Source organism: Paenibacillus sp. EB106-05-06-XG162 (assembly GCF_058791655.1).
The window spans coordinates 122,076-144,388 of record NZ_JBYTDT010000007.1; the positions used below are offsets into that span (position 1 = coordinate 122,076).

Annotated in this window: 15 protein-coding genes; 10 read left to right on the forward strand and 5 right to left on the reverse strand. The window is 46.6% G+C overall.

Annotated features, from left to right (window positions below; translation table 11 throughout):
• Positions 1-10: 10 nt before the first annotated feature.
• Positions 11-982: a phosphotransferase enzyme family protein gene (locus AC3WU2_RS16725; RefSeq protein WP_492456061.1), complete on the reverse strand. Its 972-nt coding sequence runs from the start codon at positions 980-982 to the stop codon at positions 11-13.
• Positions 960-1,523 carry a serine/threonine protein kinase gene (locus AC3WU2_RS16730; protein ID WP_492456063.1) on the reverse strand — a complete coding sequence of 188 codons (564 nt, stop codon included), beginning with the start codon at positions 1,521-1,523 and terminating at the stop codon, positions 960-962. Before AC3WU2_RS16730 ends, AC3WU2_RS16725 begins: the two co-directional genes overlap by 23 nt.
• 184 nt (positions 1,524-1,707) lie before the next feature.
• Between AC3WU2_RS16730 and AC3WU2_RS16735 the strand changes: the two genes are divergently transcribed.
• The 3 genes from AC3WU2_RS16735 to AC3WU2_RS16745 are packed head-to-tail and all read left to right on the forward strand — an operon-like array spanning position 1,708 to position 5,815.
• Positions 1,708-3,000, forward strand: coding sequence for a glycosyltransferase (locus AC3WU2_RS16735; RefSeq protein ID WP_492456065.1), 1,293 nt, complete (start codon positions 1,708-1,710; stop codon positions 2,998-3,000).
• A 51-nt stretch (positions 3,001-3,051) separates the two neighbouring features.
• A complete protein-coding gene (locus tag AC3WU2_RS16740; protein WP_492456067.1) occupies positions 3,052-4,653 on the forward strand; it encodes a CotS family spore coat protein in 1,602 nt (533 codons plus the stop codon).
• A gap of 19 nt (positions 4,654-4,672) precedes the next feature.
• Entirely contained in the window at positions 4,673-5,815 is a 1,143-nt protein-coding gene (locus AC3WU2_RS16745) for a glycosyltransferase family 4 protein (RefSeq protein WP_492456069.1), read from the forward strand.
• A gap of 107 nt (positions 5,816-5,922) precedes the next feature.
• Here the strand turns inward: AC3WU2_RS16745 and AC3WU2_RS16750 are convergent, their stop codons facing one another.
• A complete protein-coding gene (locus tag AC3WU2_RS16750) occupies positions 5,923-6,225 on the reverse strand; it encodes a hypothetical protein (RefSeq protein ID WP_492456071.1) in 303 nt (100 codons plus the stop codon).
• Between the two features lie 226 nt (positions 6,226-6,451).
• On the opposite strand from AC3WU2_RS16750, the gene AC3WU2_RS16755 reads away from it, so the two are divergent.
• The 7 genes from AC3WU2_RS16755 to AC3WU2_RS16785 all read left to right on the forward strand — a co-directional run bounded on the left by AC3WU2_RS16755 (position 6,452) and on the right by AC3WU2_RS16785 (position 14,462).
• Positions 6,452-6,577 carry a hypothetical protein gene (locus tag AC3WU2_RS16755; protein ID WP_018754275.1) on the forward strand — a complete coding sequence of 42 codons (126 nt, stop codon included), beginning with the start codon at positions 6,452-6,454 and terminating at the stop codon, positions 6,575-6,577.
• Positions 6,574-7,866, forward strand: coding sequence for a UDP-glucose dehydrogenase family protein (locus AC3WU2_RS16760; RefSeq protein WP_492456073.1), 1,293 nt, complete (start codon positions 6,574-6,576; stop codon positions 7,864-7,866). Before AC3WU2_RS16755 ends, AC3WU2_RS16760 begins: the two co-directional genes overlap by 4 nt.
• Positions 7,867-7,917: 51 nt before the next feature.
• Positions 7,918-8,868 (forward strand): NAD-dependent epimerase/dehydratase family protein, encoded by a 951-nt coding sequence (locus tag AC3WU2_RS16765; RefSeq protein ID WP_492456075.1) that lies wholly within the window; start codon positions 7,918-7,920, stop codon positions 8,866-8,868.
• Positions 8,869-9,246: 378 nt separating this feature from the next.
• Positions 9,247-9,966, forward strand: a complete 720-nt coding sequence (locus tag AC3WU2_RS16770; protein ID WP_492456077.1) for a hypothetical protein — start codon at positions 9,247-9,249, stop codon at positions 9,964-9,966.
• A gap of 37 nt (positions 9,967-10,003) precedes the next feature.
• Positions 10,004-11,272 carry a polysaccharide deacetylase family protein gene (locus AC3WU2_RS16775; protein ID WP_492456079.1) on the forward strand — a complete coding sequence of 423 codons (1,269 nt, stop codon included), beginning with the start codon at positions 10,004-10,006 and terminating at the stop codon, positions 11,270-11,272.
• 251 nt (positions 11,273-11,523) lie between these two features.
• Positions 11,524-12,945 (forward strand): PQQ-dependent sugar dehydrogenase, encoded by a 1,422-nt coding sequence (locus tag AC3WU2_RS16780; protein ID WP_492456082.1) that lies wholly within the window; start codon positions 11,524-11,526, stop codon positions 12,943-12,945.
• Between the two features lie 131 nt (positions 12,946-13,076).
• Positions 13,077-14,462: an FAD-binding oxidoreductase gene (locus tag AC3WU2_RS16785; RefSeq protein ID WP_492456084.1), complete on the forward strand. Its 1,386-nt coding sequence runs from the start codon at positions 13,077-13,079 to the stop codon at positions 14,460-14,462.
• Positions 14,463-14,565: 103 nt separating this feature from the next.
• Here AC3WU2_RS16785 and AC3WU2_RS16790 read toward each other — a convergent pair whose 3' ends face one another.
• Entirely contained in the window at positions 14,566-20,988 is a 6,423-nt protein-coding gene (locus AC3WU2_RS16790; RefSeq protein WP_492456086.1) for a phosphodiester glycosidase family protein, read from the reverse strand.
• A 139-nt stretch (positions 20,989-21,127) separates the two neighbouring features.
• Positions 21,128-22,132 carry a helix-turn-helix domain-containing protein gene (locus tag AC3WU2_RS16795; RefSeq protein ID WP_492456088.1) on the reverse strand — a complete coding sequence of 335 codons (1,005 nt, stop codon included), beginning with the start codon at positions 22,130-22,132 and terminating at the stop codon, positions 21,128-21,130.
• Between the last annotated feature and the right edge of the window lie 181 nt (positions 22,133-22,313).

The window sequence follows — 22,313 nt, forward strand, 5'->3', positions numbered from 1 at the left end:
CTTTATTGGACTATTCATATTCGTTATTTTCTTGAACTATTTCGTGAAATCTACTATTTGATAAGAGCCACTGAATCAATGGAATTTGCTTACGAAAATGTCTACGCCATTTCTCTTCAGGATTAGCAGCATATGCGGATTGACATAGGAAAAACAAACTCACTCGAGCTATGGCTACAGGCAGAATATTTACTTCTTCTTTCGTAAGACCAATATACTCTTTTATAAAAAGCTCATCAAAGCCCTTGGTATATTTAGGCAAAATGATATATATTACCCACATGGAATAAGCAATGTCGTGAATTCTTTTTCCATGTTCCATGAAATCAAAATCCATAATACTATATACTTCATTATCTTTATATAATTGATTCCAGAAGTGCCAATCACCATGAATAATGGCTGATGGCAAGTCCTCCTGTGATTGATTCCACGTCGCCATGATATCCTCTGCTAGCTTTTCCGCTTCTGAGAGCTGATGACTTGGAATTCCTGGTATTCTCTTCAAATCAGCTAGAGCGTTTGAGTAATAATCAGATGGTCGGTTGAAAGACCAAGCAGGCTCTGGTCCTGATTGGGGAAATTGAATCGCTTGGTGAAACGTACTAAGCATACGGGCACTCGCTGCCACTTGTTTGGGCGAGTTTTGAAAGGTTTCCGCTCTCACAAAGGGAGTAACCTGCAGCAATTTATCATTGAAAGAGATGAATGCCTCCCCTTCTTGCGTAAGAATCGGATTTAGGACAGGCAGTCCTTGTTCCTTTAGATTTGCAAGTACGGTTTGTACGTAATTTAGATGCTGGGCCATATTCGATCGATTCATTATTCTGGCTACAAATTCTCCTTTACTTGTCTCGATCTTAATATTCAGATTGTAGGATCCTCCTAATTTACGCCCTACCCCTTTAAGCTTTCCGACCGGAAATGATTCGCTTATCATTTTGAGTGCGAATAAAACGTCAGTTGGCAAAGACGTCCCCATACCGATCGCTCCTTGTCGCTATATGATCCAGCCATATTGAATACATATCTGAATCCAAATCTTTGATGTGCGTCATGAATGGACCCAATAATCCAAGCTTCGCTAACCCCTTGAGCATTACCTTAGGTACTGGATACTCCTTATGATATGAATTCACCAAATCAATAATTTTATAAGAATGCTCTTGGATATAAATGTGAAACAAGGCAATATCTATTCTCGTAAAGCCCAGGCGTTTCATTTCATGAATAATGTACAAAATTTGCTCGGATTCCGCTCTTGAGATCGTCTTGGTATTTACCAACGTTCTCTTTAATGAATGTCCATTAAGAAACTCTATAACCAAGTAGTCCTCTCCATATTCGTACAATTTAGGAATGATCGGAGATCCCTCAGCAAGACGGTAAGCTGTATATTCCATACGTGCATGTTCCTTATTCTTGTAAAATTTAATGCAGCGGTCGGCTGAGATCCGATAAACCATTCCTTGTTTTCCACGCCCGATTAAAACGGCATCAGCAGGTAAATGTTGCTTATCCAATCCCAATCCCACCCCAAAATGAAATGTATTCAATTTATCATATTTGATATTTAGAAAAGAAACATAGGAGTTTGACCAATTTTAAATACGTTTCACTAAAATCCACTAATGTACAATCATCCATTCACCTAATGACATATGCATAGAGATAGAACAGACCAACCTGTTATGTGGAGGTGATTCCATGCTAAAAAAAAAACGGGGAACACCAAAAAACACCATTATACCAAGAAAGCGAAGGCAAACCTCAAAGCCAAAAAGCGTTATTCATTCTTCCACCCCTGTACCCATTGAGACTCCATTATTAATTAATCGTTCGGTTCCAATGCGAATCTTAATGGTGTTAGATCAGTTAAATATAGGCGGTACTGAAACCTATACACTTTCTGTTACACGCGAACTGATTAAAAAAGGAGTATTCGTTGTTATCGCTTGTAAAAAAGGTAAGCTTCGTGAACATTTTCTCGGGCTAGGATGCCCTGTTTATGAAATTGATTTTGTTCTGGATAATTACGAACTTGATTACCAGAATCGAATTAAAAATTTAGAGTTATTAAAATCTGTTATTAGCTCGGAACAAATTGATCTCGTTCACTGTCATCAGGTCCCATCGGGCAGTTTAGCGCTATTAGCAGCAAGGCAATTGCATATACCTTGCGTTTTTACCGTCCACGGAACCTACTATGACATGGATATCTTAGAATCTTTACAGAGAGGATCAACAATTACTTGTGTGAGCCCTTCCATTAAGCGACTTCTTCTATCCAAAGGAATCGATACGAAGGTCATCTCCAATGGGATCGATAATCACGAATATCATAAGTATGGTCCTGCTTATTTACAGCATTTCCGTACTAAGCTAGGGCTTCCCCGAGACGCTATCGTGGTCTTGTACGCTGGTCGGTTATCCTGGGAAAAGGGCGAAATATGTGAAGAAATAATTCAAACCGTAGATTCATTACGTCAAAACGGCTACTCCCATTTGCATCTAATTATTGCGGGTGGAGGAAACAAACAACAGGACATTTTAAATCTCATAGATAAGAAGCATCGTCTGACAAATGAACATTTCATTCATTATGTCGGAGAAATTACGAATATGGGGGTGTACTATTCCATTAGCGATTGTGTTATTGGAACTGGAAGAGTAGCACTTGAAGCCATGTCGTGCGAGAGGCCTGTTATTGCAGTCGGTACGAAAGGATTTTTAGGTATTGTCAATCCAGATAAGTATGAGAAAGCGTGGGATAGCTGGTTTGGCGACCATGATGATGACAATAAATGCTCAAGGGCTATGTTGACTTCCCATCTTAGGAAACTAATCACAATGGAAGCTAACGAAAAGTCTTATTTGGTCCATTCCGGTAAACAATTTGTAACACAGCGGTTTCCCATATCGCAAACGGCGGAGAGCTTAATGAGCATCTATTTGCGCTCAATAATTGAAGATGATTATAACTATATTGCTCAACAGTAATTAATTTAGCTAATATCACTTATTCTAAAAAATAAATATGGAGTGATGGTGGTGGAAAATTACCAAATCGTCCCTTGGGCTGAGCAAATCTTATCCCCTGATGTAGTGCATGAACAGTATGTACCTCCCGAATTGGAAATGTTGGCAAGACAGGTCATGGAGCAATATGATATGCAGGTCAATGAAATGGTTCTGATAACATCCAAGCCTGACAAAGGCGGAGCTATTTGGAAAATAGGTACAGATAAAGGAACCCGCAGTATTAAAGTTCTACACAGACGCCCTCAAAGAAGTCTCTTCAGTATTGGAGCGCAAGAGTACATGTCTGGCTTGGGATATCGGGTCCCTTCGTTCATTCCAACCCGAGATGGAAGTATCTATGTTGAAGCAGGCGGTAAACTGTGGATTGTGACGGAATGGATAGAACCATTGCTGCCTGTTTCTAAAATAGATTTGGAAGGAGCCGCCGAGCTTTGCTTTGGCCTAGGAGAGTTTCATAAAAACTCCAAAGGTTATGTTCCTCCTTATGGATCGGAGAGATCGTCAAGGATATATGGATGGACCAAATATTATGAAAAAATAATTGCCAAAATAGGCTGGTTCAGGGATATTGCACAGGCTTACCCGGAAACCGCGGCTAGTGAAAGCTTACTTTCAGTCGTCGATGATTTCGAGAGGCAGGCTATTGAAGTTTTTGAAAAGTTCAAGCTGTCTCCTTATACTAAAATGATAGCCAAAGGAGAGCCTCATTGGGGGCTTGCTCACCAGGATTATGGTTGGTCGAACGGTCAAATGGGTCCGGGTGGTATTTGGGTTATCGATTTAGATGGGGTGTCCTACGACCTTCCATTTCGCGATCTACGTAAGTTAATTACCAGTACTATGGATGATATGGGCGTCTGGGACGTGACCTGGATTCGTGGAATGATCGATGCCTATCATCAAGCAAATCCAATTGATCAGGAGACGTTTGAAATATTGTGGTTGGATATGGCATTTCCTAACGGATTTTACAAGCATGTTAAAGAAATTGTATTTGAACCTTTGTTGTTCCTTCAAACAGAGCTGGAACCGATCCTGCAAAGAGTCATGGCAACGGAAGCAAGCAAATGGCAGGTTTTAGCTGAACTTGAAATGGATAAATCAAAATACCCTGCCGGAGATTATACTACGGAAGAAATTACGCCGTTTGTTTTCGAGCGTCCGGTTCTTATCCCAGGTAACATGATTCTTACAGATCCTGTAGCAATAGATACTTCTTCACCTGTTCTTGAACAAAACTACAATCCTGAACGAATTGCTTCCAATACGGAAACTCCTGTTTATACCCCCTCAATATTGGCTGATAATACATCAGAAATACCAACTTCAGTCATACCAGAGAAATTTACTCTCCGAATACCGAAACGCCGTTCTTCACCAAAACCAAAGCGTATCAAAAAATTAAGCAAGTTCAAAAAGAAAAAGCAAAAGAAACTTATAAGAATAAAACCAGGCACTAGGAAGTATAAGCGTGGTACCAAAAAATCCCTTTACAGAAAAATCGTTCTATTCAAGCTTAAAAAGAAAACTACAAAACGAAAAAAAGGATTTAAGAAAACCACAAAAGCACTGAGAAAGAAGAAAAGTTACTTAAGACGAAAAACGGCTTGAAGAAAGGAGCTGTTAACAAGTGAACATTTTGATGATCTGTACGGAAAAGCTGCCTGTCCCCAACATTAGAGGAGGAGCCATCCAAACATATATTTGTGGGGTGGCTTCACTATTAAGCAAGCATCACAGGATTACGATTCTCGGCAGAACGGACCCCGATTTACCCCTCGACGAAATTGTCGATGGTATCCGCTATGTACGTGTGAATTCTGAAGGATTGCTTGATGTTTACTCCAGGGGAGTGATTAGCTTCCTAGAGCATACGACAGAACATTTTGATATCATTCATATCTTTAACCGGCCAAGGTTGGTTCTTCCCGTCAGGAATGTTGCTCCTTTCTCCAGACTTATTTTGAGTATGCACAATGATATGTTCAATCCGTATAAGCTACACAGCAGTGAAGGAAATGCGGCTATTGAACAATTAGAACGGATTATTACAATAAGCAATTATATTGGTACTGCGATCTGTGATTACTATCCTTATGCAGCTCACAAGTTAAAGACGATTTATTCGGGCGTTGATTTAGATCGGTTTGCACCCTGGATGGAGTCACCGAGCGCATTGCGTGCCCGTGAAAGCCTCAGAGCGGAATATAACCTTCAGAACAAAAAAATAATTTTGTTCGTCGGAAGACTCTCCCGCAATAAAGGCCCTCATGTATTAGTGCGTGCTATGTCTAAATTAAACCATTCGGATGCTGCACTTGTTGTTGTTGGAGGAGCTTGGTACAGTGATAACACAATAAGTGATTATGTTGCTTACGTTAGGGCTCTTGCAGAACGGGCACCTCTTCCGGTAATAACAACGGGATATGTTCAAGCTCACGATGTTCACCGCTGGTTCTATGCAGGAGATGTTTTTGTATGTACTTCTCTGTGGCAGGAACCCTTGGCCAGAGTTCATTACGAAGCCATGGCAGCCGGACTTCCTTTCCTTACAACAGCGAGAGGCGGCAATCCTGAAATTATTGTCAACAATAACGGCTTATTGGTATCGAATCCGGAAGACCCCAGTGAATATGCAGAAAAGCTAAATACCATGCTGTCAGACATGAATCGAGCGCGTCAAATGGGTATTAATGGAAGGCGGCTGGCAGAAAGAAATTTCACATGGGAACGTGTCGCTAATGATATACGATCTGTTTGGGAGCAAAGATAGATAGCCTTTCTTACAGAATGATCCAGTCCCAAATTTTAAGTGAAAAAGCCTCTAAAACCACTCTGAAGGTGGAGATAGAGGCTTATTTTTTTTGATATCGTCATTGCTTAAGCTTGTTCCTCTTCTTCCTCTTCATCTTCCTCTTCATCATCGTCATCGTCATCATCTTCATCTTCTTCATCATCGTCATCATCGTCTTCATCGTCCAAATCTAAACTATCTTTGGAGCCATCAGCCATTTCCACTTCAATTTTTTCAACATTAGCCCAATCTACATCTTTCAGCAAGTCGCTGACTTCCCCGTCCTCCAAAGCATAATCTGTTTTGTCACCATTTGAATACCCTACTTGAATCTCTTCTACACCTTCATAGGCTTCCAAATACTTCAACACTATTTCTAAATTTAGCAATCGTATCATTCCCTTCAATATATTTCGAAACGTAACAGGTTTCCATGTATAATATGAGATTTCAATCCAGATGATTAGGCTTTTGATAGAGTTGATTAGTGGAATATGAATTGTCCTCAAAGTAACGCGCATTTAACGGCTATTACTCTCCTATAAACGCCCTCACATTTAGATATTTCCATCATAAATTAATAATGTCTTAATATAGACAAGGAGGTAAAGGCATATGAAGGGATTAATTCTCTGTGCAGTGAAACAATCCGAAGCTTTCATAGACAATGAACCATTCCTCCTACTTCACTTCTCTGACGGACTGCTTACAGAGACGTATCGTGGAGGGCCAATAATATGAATATTCTAATCATGGGTATGGGATATGTCGGGGTGACTACCGGATTGGTATTTGCCGAACAAGGGTGGAATGTAACCGGGCTTGACACCGATTCTATGAAAATCCAAACCTTATCAGAAGGCAAGCTTACATTTTATGAACAGGGGCTGGATGACTTATTACTGAAACACCTTAAATCTGGTAACATACGCTTTACCTCCTCGACGAAGCAGGCAATACGTGACAACAACATCATATTCCTTTGTGTAGGAACTCCTTCGGATAAAGATGGAAGCGCTGATCTTCAGTTCATCCGTGGAGTTGCCGGTAGTATAGGTAAATATATGAATGAATATAAGTTGATTGCTGTGAAAAGCACTGTCCCCATAGATACTAACAATAAATTGGTCCATTGGATCCGTGAGGCTCAATCTACTCCTAACGAATTCGATGTTGTATCCAATCCGGAGTTTCTTCGGGAAGGCAGTGCTCTGCAAGATGCCTTAAATCCGGACCGCATCATTATAGGAAGTGATAGCTCTCATGCAATTGATATGACCAAATCCCTATATGGGAAAATATCAGCCCCTTTCTTCGTTACTACAGCAAGAACAGCAGAAATGATTAAGTATGCTTCGAACGCGTTCTTGGCAACTAAAATTTCCTATATGAACGAATTGTCAAGGCTTTGCGAGACGATTAAAGTCAACATATCTGATGTCGCTGAAGGAATAGGAATGGATCACCGGATAGGCAAGCATTTCTTGAGAGCCGGGATCGGATACGGTGGATCTTGCTTTCCGAAAGATATAAAAGCTCTACTATATACCGCTAAGGAGCATAACACGGATCTGAGCATACTCGAAAAAGTATATCAAGTGAACCAAACGCAATACTCTCATTTCTTGAATGTTTGGGAACAAAAGCTAGGCGGATTTAGCCATAAAACCGTTGCGATTCTGGGCATCTCCTTCAAGCCCAACACCGATGATTTAAGAGAAGCGCCAGCGATTTCTATCATTCAAGAACTACTTGAAAAACAAGCAATCGTTAAAGTTCACGATCCTATAGCTAAGCTCCCCTTCGGTTTGCTGTCCGGTAAACTTCAACAATTCGACTCGCTTGAGGAGACGTTAGATCAATGTGACGCTGTTATCCTCTGTTCAGAATGGGATGAATATAAGTTAGCGGATTGGACTCAAATGCAAGCTTACATGAACCAGCATTTCATTTTTGACGGAAGAAACATGCTGGACAGTGAGCAGTTGATAAAGCTAGGTTATCATTATCATGGCATCGCTAATGAATAAAGCTTTTCACTGTATTGTTGTTACTCGAAAAGTTTTTAGGAGGCGTCATTCATGAAAATATTAGTTACAGGCGCAGCTGGATTTATAGGTTCACATCTTTGCGAGCGGCTTCTGCTAGATACTAGCTTTGAAGTCATTGGCTTGGATGCATTTGTGAAGTCATCTACTCCTGTTCTTGCGAGAGAATATAATCTAAGGTATCTGCTTCAGCATCCCCGCTTTACTTTTATTCAACAAGATTTACTAAAGGTACCTTGGGACCAACTTCTTCCTGGTGTAGATATCGTATACCATTTGGCCGGGATGCCTGGAGTGCGTTCCAGTTGGGGAGAAGATTTTAAATATTACATTACCAATAACATTGAGGCGACCCAAAGGCTTCTTGAAGGCTGCCGCTCCTACCCGGTCACCAAATTTGTTTATGCGTCGACTTCTTCTGTTTACGGTGAACAAACAGGTCAGGTTAACGAAACTTCCACCACGGAGCCACTATCTCCTTATGGAGTAAGCAAACTGACGGGAGAACTACTGTGCAGAGTATATGCTCATAATGATCGTATCCCCGTTGTAATCTTAAGATTTTTTACCGTATATGGTCCAAGGCAGCGGCCGGATATGGCATTTCATAGGTTTATTAAGCACATTTTGCAAAATAAGCCAATTCCGATTAACGGGGATGGGAAACAAACCCGTGATTTTACTTACGTGGAAGATTGCGTATCTGCCATTGCTGCGACGGCATATGCCGATAACATTATTGGCGAAACAATTAATATTGGAGGTAAAGAACGTGCTTCCGTTCTGGATTGTATAGCCATTCTTGAGGAGCTGTTCAACAAAAAAGTGGAACAGCAGTTTATGGGCAAACCGATTGGAGAACCCAGCCATACTTGGGCAGATACCATTAAGGCACAGTCCCTTCTGGGATATGAGCCAAAAACAGATTTGCGCAGAGGCCTCACAGCCGAGATTCTCGATATCGTTAATAACCCTTTCTTATAACGTATGTCAATATAGAGCATATGCTACTGGTCAGAACGCATTACAGTCGTAATGTGTTTTGAGTTACATAGATCGAATAATCTAATCAAATTAGGATTTATTTTAGCATGAATCCACGGATCCGATCCTCGTGCCACAACCACCTGATGCCATCCACGTTTTCGATCCATCCAATGTAATCAGTGTCAATAACTGGATGTCCTCGGCGAGCCAGTTCAGCCATATCTTCTGATTCTCCCGTACTAGGTATACCTCTGTAAGTTATTATTTTACAAAAAACGGTACTTTAGTCCCGCCTCATTTAAGGGTTATTATCTTATAATTGATAGGATGTAACCGACAATTAACGACATTTATAGAAAAGGTGAGGTAAAAAGTATGATTTCTCCTTTCCTCAAAAAAAGGAAGTCCTCTGAACGGCAATCCGAGGGGAGCTTTATTGAACATACGGTTTCTGAGGATTTGCAACAGGACGCGTTGGAAAATTACAGTACTTCAGGGGCCGAGGAAGAGTCAAGCTCCATTTTAGAAAAAAAGTCACATTTGGATAAGAAATCTCTCGATTTGGTATTTGCTGTCGAACAGATGATACAGGCCAAGCAGCGTGTTGAGACAAGCAATTACGAGATGCAAGATCGGTTAAACTATGCGAACGGGCAAATTGACCGGTTAAACAAAGACCTGAAGAATATGAATAAAGTCATTGAGGATCGCGAGAAAAGCATTAGGGACTTGGAGCAGAGGCTGGCCGAGAAAAACCTAAGAGTGGACCAGATGTTGGACGATTACCGGGAGCTCCAATCTACCTTGTCCTACGAGATTGAGGAGCTAAAAAGTATAAATGAGGTTGAACGCCAAAAATATGCGTCCTTGCTGCAAAAGAATACCGATACCCTTGCTGAGAAAAACAGGAAAATCAACGAGCTTGAGGAGAAGATTGGTAAACTCGAGATTGAGCATGGGCATATGAAGCAGAAGTTTGAGACACTTCGTCAGGAGAAGACGCATCTTGTTAACATTGTCAACGACTTTGCTGCCCGCATGACATCTCCTTTTGCAGCGAAATCAAGCGAAAATGGTGAGATTTCATCGGATTGAGGTTATGAGCTAATTGGCTAGAAGGACGATGAGTGAAATGGAGACGTATAACACACAGGTGATAGAGCTATTGTCGCTTGGGAAATTACCGAATGGCTGTTGCCACATGAATCTCGGGATCTCCCATCTAGATAAACAAGCTTCATTCGTGATTGAAATAGATGAATTTACATATCTACAATTGAATGCCTTGAAGCCGTTGAACGGGGGGAGAGTTCGACTTTCTCTTTACCCTAAGTGGGACCCATATCGTAACACGTATTATAGCGCTTTAGTCCGAACGACAGGTACCTTTAGGGAAACGCTTTATTTTTCATGCAGTGAAAAATTTAAGGCACAGATGCAAGAGATCCAGCTACGGAAGGTTATTTCCGTCCCAAATGACGATGACGGTCAGAAGAGGGAGGCCAGGATCGAGGGAAGCGAACAGCGCCATGCAAGGCGTGTCTCCAATCTAGGCATGCTGCGGAGGGGACTGCTGCTGGTAACCGGTGCTTTGTTTGCCTATCTATGCATCTGGTTCAACAGCGATTGGATCACGAATGATACCAACACCACAAAAAGACAATTTGGTACTATGATGGCAACGACATCAACCGATTCACGGAAAAAGGATTTGGTTCATTCGAACGAGCCTACTATTAAGGTAGAGGATCAAGAAGCCACCGTCGTTAAGCTTGCTAAATACGACAAGAAGGATACGGCTCAAGAGAACTACGAGGTTATGGAGATTAGTGGGGATCGAAGCTTCTTTGCGTTGCCAGAAGAATACGTCGCTTTATCGTTCGATGATGGCCCGTCGGTATATACGAAGAAGATCGTGGATATTTTGATGGAACATAAAGTAGCGGCGACCTTTCTTTTTGTTGGGAAAAATGTGGAACGCAACTCAGATGCGGTCATCTATGCGAGTGAGCACGGTATGTCGATCGGGAATCATTCCTGGGATCATAGTGTGCTTACAAAGGCAGGTGGTAAGGAGCAGGTCAAGAATCTAGCGAAGACCTCCAGCCTTATTGAGTCGATTACCCATAATCCTGTTACCTTATTCCGTCCCCCATACGGTGCTGTTAATGGTGGTCTCGTGTCCAACGCGAAGGAACAACAATTGAAGGTTTTATTGTGGAATCGTGATCCCGAGGATTGGCGCGCAAAAAAGCCGGAGGACATCATCAAGTATTTCGAAAAAGTAAAATCGTCCGGCGGTGTGTATGTGCTTCATGAACACAAGAATACGGTAGAGGCATTGCCGGCTATTCTCGAGTTACTGGAAAAGACCAACCTGAAATTTGTCACGTTCAAGTAATATTGTGTCAGTACGCTTCGGTGTCTGGCATCGACTGACGTGTAGGAATGATGAAAGGGCATCCTAAATAGGGTGCCCTTATTCTTATTAATTCGCTGTTAGACTCGGAGATAGTAGGGAGAATACGGATGGCAAATAAGACCCGTTAAGCAATCGGGTATAGCTCAGTTTAAGGATGCGACTGGTACTAAGGGAACAGTTCTAATCATATTTTTAAAAAAGGAATCAAGAGGAGGGAGTGCTGAAGTTAGTTGATACAAGTTAAGGTTAGTTTACGGCCCATTGTAAGTAAGATAAATATGCCCACTGTTTTGAAAACAGCTATACTCCCGGGTGATTCCATGGAGAGTCTATTTATTGCGACCCAGGTAGGAGAGATCTTTTACATACGAAACGAAGTCATAAGGACTTTTCTAGATATTAGCCCGCGAATCATGAAACTAGGTGTTTCTAGTGGAGGATATGATGAACGCGGATTGCTAGGGCTAGCGTTTCATCCCGAATTTTATTATAACGGTCTTTTCTATCTTCATTTTACAGTAGCCGGGACACAAGGTCCTGGTGCTCTTTCAGGCGCTTTTGAATCTTTTAAGCCTAACCCGTGTGATCCCGGCACTTTAAACCTAAGATGGATGAATAGAGAAACGCAATATGATCATATTGATACCGTTGAAGAATGGATTTTACAGCCGAATGGTCAACCTCAAAAACGACGGACATTACTTAATATAAGAAGACCATTTTTAAACCATAATGGTATCAATAGCTTAAACTTTTCACCTGAAACTGGAAAACTTGTTTTAACAACAGGAGATGGTGGGTCAGGCTACGATCCATTTAATTTAAGTCAGGATGATATGGAGATAGCCGGCAAAATCATTGAAATTGATGTCTTTAAGAATACGTTCATCGATAATCCACCCGTAGTTACACGCTTTAATGAACTTCCCGCACCTATTCAGGAGACGCTTACGGTCATTGCCAAAGGAGTTCGCAATATTCCAGGAATTTCATTTCAAAGGTTCTATAATTACTATATCAAATATGTGGGAATTGTCGGACAGGATTTGGTAGAGTCGATTTTTTCGTTCGTTCATCATCAACCAATACCGGTTACCCAGCTTGTTCAAGCTTCTTTAATGAATTCTGAACCGAACCAAAATGGATTTATTAACTTTGGATGGCGAGGGTGGGAAGGTGCTTTTCCTACTTCGATGATTAGGGGCTGTTCTGCAAATCCAGCTTTGGATGAGAAAACAATTGCTTATTACGATGAAGCAGTAAAAACTTCAGTGAGGCGTCTTCAGCCTTTAACGAGTTATTTCCATAAAGATCCAAGGCCTGATAAATTTGAAGGAACTGCACTTACAGGAGTCCAGCCTTATATGGGGAATGGAATCCCCGGTTTAACGGGAAGCGTTGTATTTACCGATCTTGCTCGGAAAGGATCTCACCCCCCGGTTAGAGGGGTTTTGGCTTATACCAGGGTACAACCAGATTGCAAACTAAATGATTTTAGTGTGATTGAAACCGATTATGATTTTGGATCACGATCGGCTTATTATGTTAGCCTGGGGACGAATCTGGATCAAACCAGACTATATTTAGGGGTTTATGGCTCCGTGAAAGTAGCTGATTTTAACCAAGGTACCGTTTTTGAAATTGTTCCATAATTCATATCATTTATTCCTACCAGTTACTTGTCGCCCATACAAGGCAGGTGCCGTTACCAGGATAGGTGTCCCTACATAGGTATAAGCAGATAAGAACAGCTTACCCATGAACGAGGATGGTGGATATTACGATGGCACAACACCGGAAAAAGACAGGTACGCAATTGACCGGTAGGATCGTGGTACCGGGCAGCCCGTCATACAATGCGGCCAGAACGGAGTTCAACAGGCGCTTTTCCAAGTTTCCGCGGCTGATCGTCTTCTGCAGACGAACGCAGGACGTGGTCAACGCCGTTAAATGGGCTAGGGAGCGGGGCGTGCGGCTAAGAGCGCGCAGCGGGCGGCACAGCTATGAAGGCTTCTCGTCTGTCAATGGCGGGATTATTATCGATGTCAGCGAGATGAATAAGGTGAAGGTAGATCGCAAGAAGATGGTGGCCCAGGTACAGACAGGCAATCCGCTTGCCCGCGTGTACAGGAAGCTGTGGAATAAGCGCGTAGTCCTTCCGGCGGGGACTGCACCCGATGTAGGCGTTGGCGGACTTACCTTGGGAGGCGGAATTGGGCTTCTGTCTCGCAAATATGGGCTTACCTGCGATAACCTAAAACAGGTGAAGATGGTCGTCGCCTCAGGACGGTGTGGGGCGAAGACGATTGTGACCAGCAAGAAGAAACATTCCGATCTGCTCTGGGCATCACGAGGTGGCGGGGGAGGGAATTTCGGCATTGCTACCTCGTATACGTTCCGGGTACGGCCTATCTCCACGGTCTCCATCTACAGCATTACCTGGAAATGGCGCGATCTGGAGAAGGTATTCCCGGCTTGGCAGCACTGGGCGCCTTCGGTCACGAACCGCTTAACCTCAACCATCGAGGTGGCTGCCAAGCAGGTGGGAACGATCGTATCGACGGGGCAATTGCTGGGCGGTGCAGAGGAACTCCGGCGATTAATCCAACCTTTGCTGCAGGCAGGAACTCCGGTGAAGGTGATGGTACGGACCGTCCCATTTATTGAAGCGACCAAATTTTTCGCCGAAGGGGACTTGAATCTGGAGCCGAAGTTCAAAATAACCGGCGCGTTCGGATTTAAGCCTTTGCCTCGCGAAGGCGTGCGGATCATTCGTGACTTCCTAGCCAACGCGCCCAATAGGCATTCTACCGTATGGTGTCAGAGCTTGGGGGGTGCAGGCAGCGCAGTGAGCCGGGTATCTCCGACGGCAACGGCCTATCCATATCGGAAGGCAGAGACAATCTATGAGCTGTCGGCGCGATGGAGGAACGATGGTGAGCAGCAGCGAAATATTCAGTGGGTGGAAAGGTTCCGTAGAGCGTTACGTCCCTTTGTCGTTGGGGATTACGTGAACTTCCCCGATCTAAAGATCAAAAATTGGCCAAAGGCGTATTATGATGTGAACTTCCCAAGGCTGACGCGGGTGAAACGGAAGTACGATCCCCATAATGTGTTTCGTTTCGCCCAGAGCATTCCGGTGGGGAAAAAGGTAAGGAAGCGGCAGTAGCCTATCTGCTCTATTCTACATTCGATCATTGAAGAGAGAAAAAGAAAAGAGCCCAACCCGCACGCTGTCAGCGTAAGGATTGGGCTCTTGGCGTATTCTTTTATTACTTGTAAATCTTGTTCAAGATGCGGTACATGAATACAGCGACTTCCGCTCTCGTGGCGTTTCCTTCGGGGTTCAGCGCCTGACCGTCGCCTTGAATCAGACCTTCCTTAATCATTCCGGCCAGACTGTCCGCCGCATAAGCAGCGACCTTCGTATGATCCGCGAAACCGGTTAACGTCTCAGCGCTTGCGGTCATTTTCAAGTTTCTGGCCGTATTCAACGCTCTAGCCGTGATCGCAAACATATCCTGGCGGGAGATTTTTTCTTTCGGATGAAAGATCCCGTCGCCGGTTCCTTCGATGATGTTCAATGCCTTGGCCGTGCCCAGTGCTTCGTAGTAGTAATCGTCGCTGTTCACGTCTTTGAAGCTACCGGTTACGTTAGCGCTCAGCTCAAGTGTTCGAACGAGCATTGCGACGAAATCCGCTCTTGTAATGTTCGATATCGGGGCGTACGTGCGCTCATCCATGCCCTGAATGACGCCACGCGCTGCTAAAGCCTCGATCGACGGCCTAGCCCACGCATAATTCGCAATATCTGCAAAGGTCTTGTCGACAACAGCTACGGCATAGGTGCTGAAGTGCTTCACTTCAAAGAGCACCGTTCCTGTGGCTGGATCGTAGATGCCGCTCGGCACCGGAGTCACGCGGCCCGCCGTATCGATGTATTGGATGACAATGCTGCCTGGGTTCTTCAGTTCCTTCGCCGTCGGCTTATACGGAATCGCAACCCGTACGACCGTGTCCGGATTATTCCACACGCGGCGCGTTCCTTTTTCCATGATCTCTAGATTAATGATCGGACGGCTGCCGATATCATTCCGGGCGTTAGTGTTTAGTGAAGTCGGGTCGACCTTGCTAATGATGAGACTCACGAAGTCGGTATCCGATACGTTCGTATCCTTCAGGAAATTCGAAGGTAAGGTGACGATGCCGATCGACGTCACGATCTCGATCTTGTTGTCCGGCGTCGGCTTTGTTACCGACTTCTTAGGCAGCGACACTTCCACGAAGTTCGCGGCTGATGCACCCTTCACTTCGATACGGACGACTTTAGCGCCATCGGTGTCTGGCTTAGCATCCTTCTGTGCGCGCTCTAGGTCTTCCGCGCGAATCTCGACTTTGGCGGTTCCCGCAGCAACCTTTGCTTCTACGGAGATATGGCCTGACGTTACCGTCGCCTTGCCCGGCGTCATAGCCGGAGGCTGCGTGTTTGTATTGCCCGGTGTCGTAGTTCCCGGCGACTCAGGACGCGGGTTGGTGTCGTCCCGTTCTTTGACGATTAGCTCCAACTGCGCGTACTTGGTCGGATCCATTTGGCTCGTGGCGCGGATGAACACCGTTCCCGGGTTCAATGCGGTAACTAGACCTTTGTCGGTGACATTCGCAATGCCTGCCGAACCTTCTACCGACCAGATTACGTTTTTGTTAACAACGTTCTCCGGCAGTATTTTGGCCGACAATTGCAGCGTATCTTCTACCTTGATGACCGCTCGCTCGCGATCCAGCCAGACTTCGCTGACCGGCGGATTGGTCGGCGTATCCGCTTCTTCCACGGTAAGCTGAAAGTCTGCGTATTTGGTCGCATCCGCTGCGCTCATCGCGCGGATCGTTCTCGTCCCTTGCGAGATGGCTTTAATCAGACCCATGTCGGAGACGTCAGCCACTTGCTTCGACGCATCGCCGTATACGGACCAGATGACGCTCTTGTTCGGCACATTCTCCGGCAGTACGGTAGCGTTCAATTGCAGCTCTTGCCCGACTTTCAATGTCCCGCTCGTCTGATCCAGATGCACTTCATCCACGTGGATCTCTGGCATGCGATCTACCGTAATGACGCTGTCGGCGTATACATTGCTCCATACACTCGTCGCTCGAACGATGGCGCTTCCTAAATGCTGGGCCGTTACCAGGCCGTCCGCGGTTAGCTGAACAACATTGTCCTCAGATGAGCTGTATACGGACCAAGTTACGCCCTTGTTGCTGGCATTGGCCGGCAGTACGGTAGCGTTCAATTTCACGCTCTCATTCACGGCCAGATTGACATTCGGTTGATCGATGACGACTGATTGCGCCGGAATTTTGACCAGTCTAAATTCATCGACCACGCGGTCGTTGATGGTCTTCACGACGAATTTCATCTCGTCCCCGTCGATCTCGGCAGCGACGTACATCTGCACCTGCTCGCCGTCGGTCACCTTCTGCCAATCCCTTGCCCATACTTGGTAGAACTTCGGACCGGACGAGCCGCCGACGATATAGGTCGTTCCTTCGCCATCGCCTACCGGCTTTTTGTCTTTCATCGGATAAGTCCGTACATATACGTGATCGTGGCCGTTCATGACAAGATCGACTTGGAACTCGTCAAAAATCGGCGTCCACGTGTTGCGGATATGCTCGGAATCGTACATGCTGCCGAATGGTCCGCGGTGGAACGCGACGATCTTCCACTTCTTATCAGTTGCGGCCAGATCTTTGCGCATCCATTCCTTTTGCTGTTCAAAATCATATTCACTGTTCAGTACTACAAAATGAGCGTTCTTGTAATCAAAGGAGAAGTTGCTTCCTTTGAGACTGTCGATCCCGTTCTGCGGGTGGTTGAAGTGAGCAAGGTAATCCTCTGTCTTACGAGTACCCGTCACTTCATGATTGCCGACCACAGGCACGACGGTCGTCTGCATCAGGATGCCTTGCGCGGCATTAAACCACATGTTCCACTCGTTTTCCTTGAAGCCGTCCTCGACCAAATCGCCGCCCTGTACGACGAATTCCGTGTCCGGGTGATCCGTCACAGCTTTTTTCAGAATATCGCCCCACAGCTTGAAATCCGCTTCTTTCGTAGCCTGCGAATCCGCGAGGAAGATGAACTTGGTCTTCTCGCCAGTCGCAGCCGCTGTCTGGAACGACCCGTTCGTGCTGTAGCTGCCATGTCCGTCACCTACGCGGAACATATAGTGCGTTCCCGGCTCTAGGCCGTTTGCCACGGATTTATGAACCCGAACGGTTCCTGTATCGGTCGTGGTGAACAAGTAACTGCTGCCAGTAAATCGTTGCACATTCGGTGCATTGAAGTCCGTGAACTCCGACTTCTTCACCACCTCAACCACGGTATCGGCCGTCGCCGGGTTCGTATGCCAGGTGAAGGCTTTGGAGGTCGTCGTGTCCTCGCCCATCGTCACGCTGACATTGCTCGGTGCGGGGCTACCTGCTAGCGGCGAGACTTTGAATTTCAGGATCGGGCTGTAGGCGTCGCCCTTCACTGCTTGGAGTTGGTACACCTTCAGCTCTGAGGTAAGCGTCTCCGTGATGAGCTTCCCTTGCGCGTCGGTCGTACCGATCTCGGAACCGGCCACATCGGTGATTTTTACGCCTTCGACTGCTGCGTCACTCTCATCGACGACGGTGAAGGTCGTAGGCATGCCTTGCACGATGCCATGTTCATTCCAGCTTAGCTGCAGATGGTGCTTCACGGCCGCTTCCACCGGCAAGCCGAAGAAGCCAAAGCTTGTATCGCCTTTGTCTATGAACGTAATGGCACCTGATTTAAATGAGAACTTAACCGTCTCCTCAGCATCAGGTTTAACCCGATATTGAATCTGGCCGAGCAGATCTTGGTCCGTCAATCCTGCCTTATGGATGGTGTTGAAGCTAAGCTTTACGCTACCCGTAGCCGCATCGATCTTTGAGACGAGTTGGCTATCCGTCAGCTTGCCGCCTTTCAACACGTTCAATCCGTCAACCTTCTTCGGATCGAAGTTGAATTCCATCGTGCTGCCTTGAATATCCGCTGCCTTCAGCGCTTTAATATCCACGGTGTACGTATTTCCGGCATAGACGGTTGTCGGAGCTTCGTAGACGATCTTCGACGAGCCTGTATTGACCGTAAAGGTCCATTCCTTCTCCGTCACGTTGCCGGACATGTCTCGGATCTTGATCTTCGCCAAGTGGACTCCATCAGCTAGCGGCACGTTCGGCGTATAGTGAATTTGTCCTTTCGGTGGATACAGCGCATGCTGCACCAAGACACCGTCGACGTAGAAGCGGATTTTGTCCGGATCGATTAGCGTCGTTCCTGGATGGGTCACAGGATCATACCCGAAGTCTTCACCGATGGCTTCAATTTTCGGTGTATTCGTTGTAATTGTGCTGCCTTCCGCAGGTTTGAAATCTTTCAGGATCGGCGGATCCATATCATCGTTGGTAGGTCCGTATACCGCCCGGATCTGGTCGATGTAGAGGACGCCTGCCGTCTTATTGTCATTCTTCGTCTCCATGTAGCGTACAGGCTGATCCATGCGCAGTGGAAGCGGTCGCCCTTTCGGCACATCGGCCTCCAGGTATCGCCAGCCCGTAAAATCGACGCCCACCGATTCATTTACGTAATCAATACCGACGGCCGCCCCGTTGCCGTCGCGGATTTGTCCGCGCAGCCAGTGCTTCTTCCCGTCGCCGTATACCCAGAGACCGATTTTCTCCGGATAGCCTGGAATTTTAATATTGCTCTCCAGATCATTTGCAGCGATATAGGCACCGGACGTCCCGATCGTCTCGGTGAAATCGTACTCTAGTTTCGCCGATTTATTGCCTAACCGGACGAAATCCTCATCCGTCTCTTCGCTAAGCTTCACGCTCTTGTATCGCGCGCCGGATTCGATCTGATACTTGCCTGTGCCGTTCTCGAAATTCTCCAGCACCACCGGTGGAAGCCCGACCTTGACGTCCATCGACGTCACAATGCTGTTGTATGTCACGATAATTTTGCCGCTCTGTTCTGTATCGTTCGTTGCGGTAAAGACACCGTTATTATCAATGCTTCCGATTGGCCCCTCAATATCCCATTTGAACTTGTCGTTTTGCGCTTGAATGAGCTGCCCGTTACGGAGCGCACTGACGGATAACGTGAATTTCTCGCCTGAGGTGAAGGTTTTCACGGCGTCAGTGAATTTCAGCTCGGTTAATTCATCCACGACTTCCACCTGCCCTGTGCCGTTCAATCCGCCTGCGGTCGCCGTAATTTCGGCTGTTCCCGCAAGGTTGCCGGCCGTAAATGTCCCTGCGTTATCGATCGTTCCGACAGGCGACCCAAGGCGCCATGTCGGCGTTCCGGCGAGCGAGGCGGGATGCCCGTTCGCATCAACGGCCGCCGCTCTGAACGTAACGGAGGAGCCGACCAGCACGCGTTCCAAGTTCGGCTGCACGACTAGCTTGGATGCGGCGCCTTCTGGTGCTTTGTTCACGAGCAGCAGCCCGTTCGCCGTCTTCCGCTCCGAACCGTCGGATGGCCGGTTCAGGATTTGCCGCTTCGTATCGCCGGGCAGCTTGGCGACAAATGTCGCGGAACCACCACCGTCTAAGCACAGCGCATTCACGGCGCCCATATCCTTCATGATCTTGCCCAGATCGTCGTAGGACACACCTTCGCTAAAGCCCGGGGCGCGGCCGTCGATTTCGACCATGATGATCGAACCGTCGGCCTTGGTGCCGATCCCGACACGCGGATACAAGGCTTTGTCTTCGTGGGTTTGGGCTACGCCGTCCTTCACCAGCATGAAGACGCCGCCCATCGCCATCTTGACGTCTTTCCATTCATCTTCCAGCTCGAAGCTGGCTGTAACCTCGTCGCCGATGTTCAGTTCGGCCAGTTCGGCCCGGTATTTGCCCGATGCGGACAACACGACTTGACCAGCCTTCAGAGGTGTATTTCCTTTACCCTTATGTATCCCGGCAACTTTGAGCTTCAAGCTCTTGCCGCTCTTCACTTCGCCTTCCAGCACGTCGAGCACAACTTCGTCGCCGAGATCGTTCGTCATCGTCGAGGTATGGAAGGAAGAGGTATATAGTATGAGTTCTTCGATATTCGTATCTCGCATCCGATTGATGTGAGAGATCGGTACCGTCTTGCCCCTGATCGTAAGCGTACGGTTCAGATCCGGGCTCAAGCCGTAAATGGTCGTACCGTCATTCTTCAGGCCGAAGGCAAGCCAACTCCATTTCTCCGGCGGACTGGTCAGAATCTCACCGTCCCCCATGAACAACCCGAGCGGAACGCCGGTCGCCATATCGTAAAAGTCGCCGTTAATGGCCGCAATGACCCGGTTCCCTGGGGCGTCGGCGTCGTCGGCCATTTTGGTGACACCCTGCATCCCGTATACTTTGCCGTTTGTTTTGCCCGGCTGTAGGTCGAGCATCTTATTCTTCGGATCAAATTCGACAGAATGAATTTTCTCCAAGCCCTGCGGCAGCTTCATCTCCTGCCAGGTGTACTTCGCACCTGGACTGAGCTCCATCTTGCGCGAATCCAGAACTTGTCCGAATGCCGCCTGGGGACTGTCCGCCGCTAGAGCTTGTCCCAAAGGAGAGACCAAAGAGAACATGATAATAAGGTTGAGACATATTGCGATGCTGCGTGTCTTTCGTTTCATCTCGTTTCTTTTCCTCCTTGCTAGATTCTAGTCGTCTAAATGACGTGTCCTAGTATAATATGCAAGGCCGGAAAAGTAATGAACCGTTCTTATTGTTTCTGAGCCGATTTTCTTCTTAACGAAATCTTTAAAAGCCAGCTCAAATTCCAAGGCTTCTCCGGTATTCCCCCGGCGTCATATGTACATGCTGCTTGAATACTCTATTGAAATATTGCAGCGTGTCATACCCCACCTCGCCAGCTACTTCGTAAATCTTATGATTGGGCTGCAGCAGCAGCTCCTTGGCCTTCTCGATTCGGACGCGGTTCAAGTAATTGACGAACGAATAGCCGGTATATTTCTTGAACTGCACGCTGAAATAAGAGATGCTCATGCCGAAGCGCTCGCTGACCTCAGCCAGCGTATGATCACTCCGGTAGTTCTCCCGGATATAGTCGCAGGCCCGCTTTACGTTCAACTTCACGCTGCTATCGGCCGGCGAGGCAGACTGGGCGATCCAGAATTCGCATAGTCTCTGAAAATAAGCGACAGCCTCATCTTCGTCCTCCCATGAGAAAGGCTCGTCGAATTCAAGCCCGCGTTTCTTGAGAATATAATGCCATTTGGCATAAAGCAGGCGGAACAGGCCCAGCTTCTCTCCCTGCTGGCCCCCCTCGAAGCTCTTCATGCTTCGGATCATCTCGGCGTGCCTCTCGATGAACTCGCCCGGCTGAAGAAGATCCAGCCTCTCGAAAAACTGCTGCGCTTGCACGAACTCGCGATGCGCGCCGTGGAAATATACCACTCGCTCTTCCGCCCGCCGCAGCGCCCGTCGCAGCTCTTCGCCCTTCACCGGCTTTTGCAAATAATCGATGGCGCCTGCTTGCATGGACTGCCGAACATAGTCGAAGCGCGTGCTGTCGCTCAGGATGATCGTTACTACGGGAATACGCTGTTCGTACACCTGTCTCACCAAGGCGAGTCCTTCAAGCCGGGGCAGCATAAGATCGGTCAGGAGAAGCGTGGGCCAGCCCTGTTCCATCAATCGTAATGCTTCTTCCCGGTCACACGCCTCCCCGACGACGATATGCCCCATTCCTTGCACCATCTTTTTGATTGCCGCACGTTTATCCGCATGAGGCTCTACAATTTGTACATGAAGCATCGCTGATGTCCTCCCTATCCTCCGAATGGGGTGTAGTCCGCTCGTTCGTATCTAACGTTTCTTCGGCTGAATGGTTCCGGGAAGTGAGCGCCTTTGCAAAACCTTTAAAAAGGAACAGTTGGATAAGTAGGCCTAAATCACGGATAAGGGAGGAGATTCGCACGCAATTTGCGGATCTTTA

Bases quoted from the DNA above. Each gene is read 5' to 3' on its own strand.
- AC3WU2_RS16725 (WP_492456061.1), bottom strand. From the start codon at position 982: ATGGGGACGTCTTTGCCAACTGACGTTTTATTCGCACTCAAAATGATA.
- AC3WU2_RS16735 (WP_492456065.1), top strand. From the start codon at position 1,708: ATGCTAAAAAAAAAACGGGGAACACCAAAAAACACCATTATACCAAGA.
- AC3WU2_RS16755 (WP_018754275.1), top strand. From the start codon at position 6,452: ATGAAGGGATTAATTCTCTGTGCAGTGAAACAATCCGAAGCTTTCATA.
- AC3WU2_RS16760 (WP_492456073.1), top strand. From the start codon at position 6,574: ATGAATATTCTAATCATGGGTATGGGATATGTCGGGGTGACTACCGGA.
- AC3WU2_RS16765 (WP_492456075.1), top strand. From the start codon at position 7,918: ATGAAAATATTAGTTACAGGCGCAGCTGGATTTATAGGTTCACATCTT.
- AC3WU2_RS16770 (WP_492456077.1), top strand. From the start codon at position 9,247: ATGATTTCTCCTTTCCTCAAAAAAAGGAAGTCCTCTGAACGGCAATCC.
- AC3WU2_RS16775 (WP_492456079.1), top strand. From the start codon at position 10,004: ATGGAGACGTATAACACACAGGTGATAGAGCTATTGTCGCTTGGGAAA.
- AC3WU2_RS16785 (WP_492456084.1), top strand. From the start codon at position 13,077: ATGGCACAACACCGGAAAAAGACAGGTACGCAATTGACCGGTAGGATC.
- AC3WU2_RS16790 (WP_492456086.1), bottom strand. From the start codon at position 20,988: ATGAAACGAAAGACACGCAGCATCGCAATATGTCTCAACCTTATTATC.
- AC3WU2_RS16795 (WP_492456088.1), bottom strand. From the start codon at position 22,132: ATGCTTCATGTACAAATTGTAGAGCCTCATGCGGATAAACGTGCGGCA.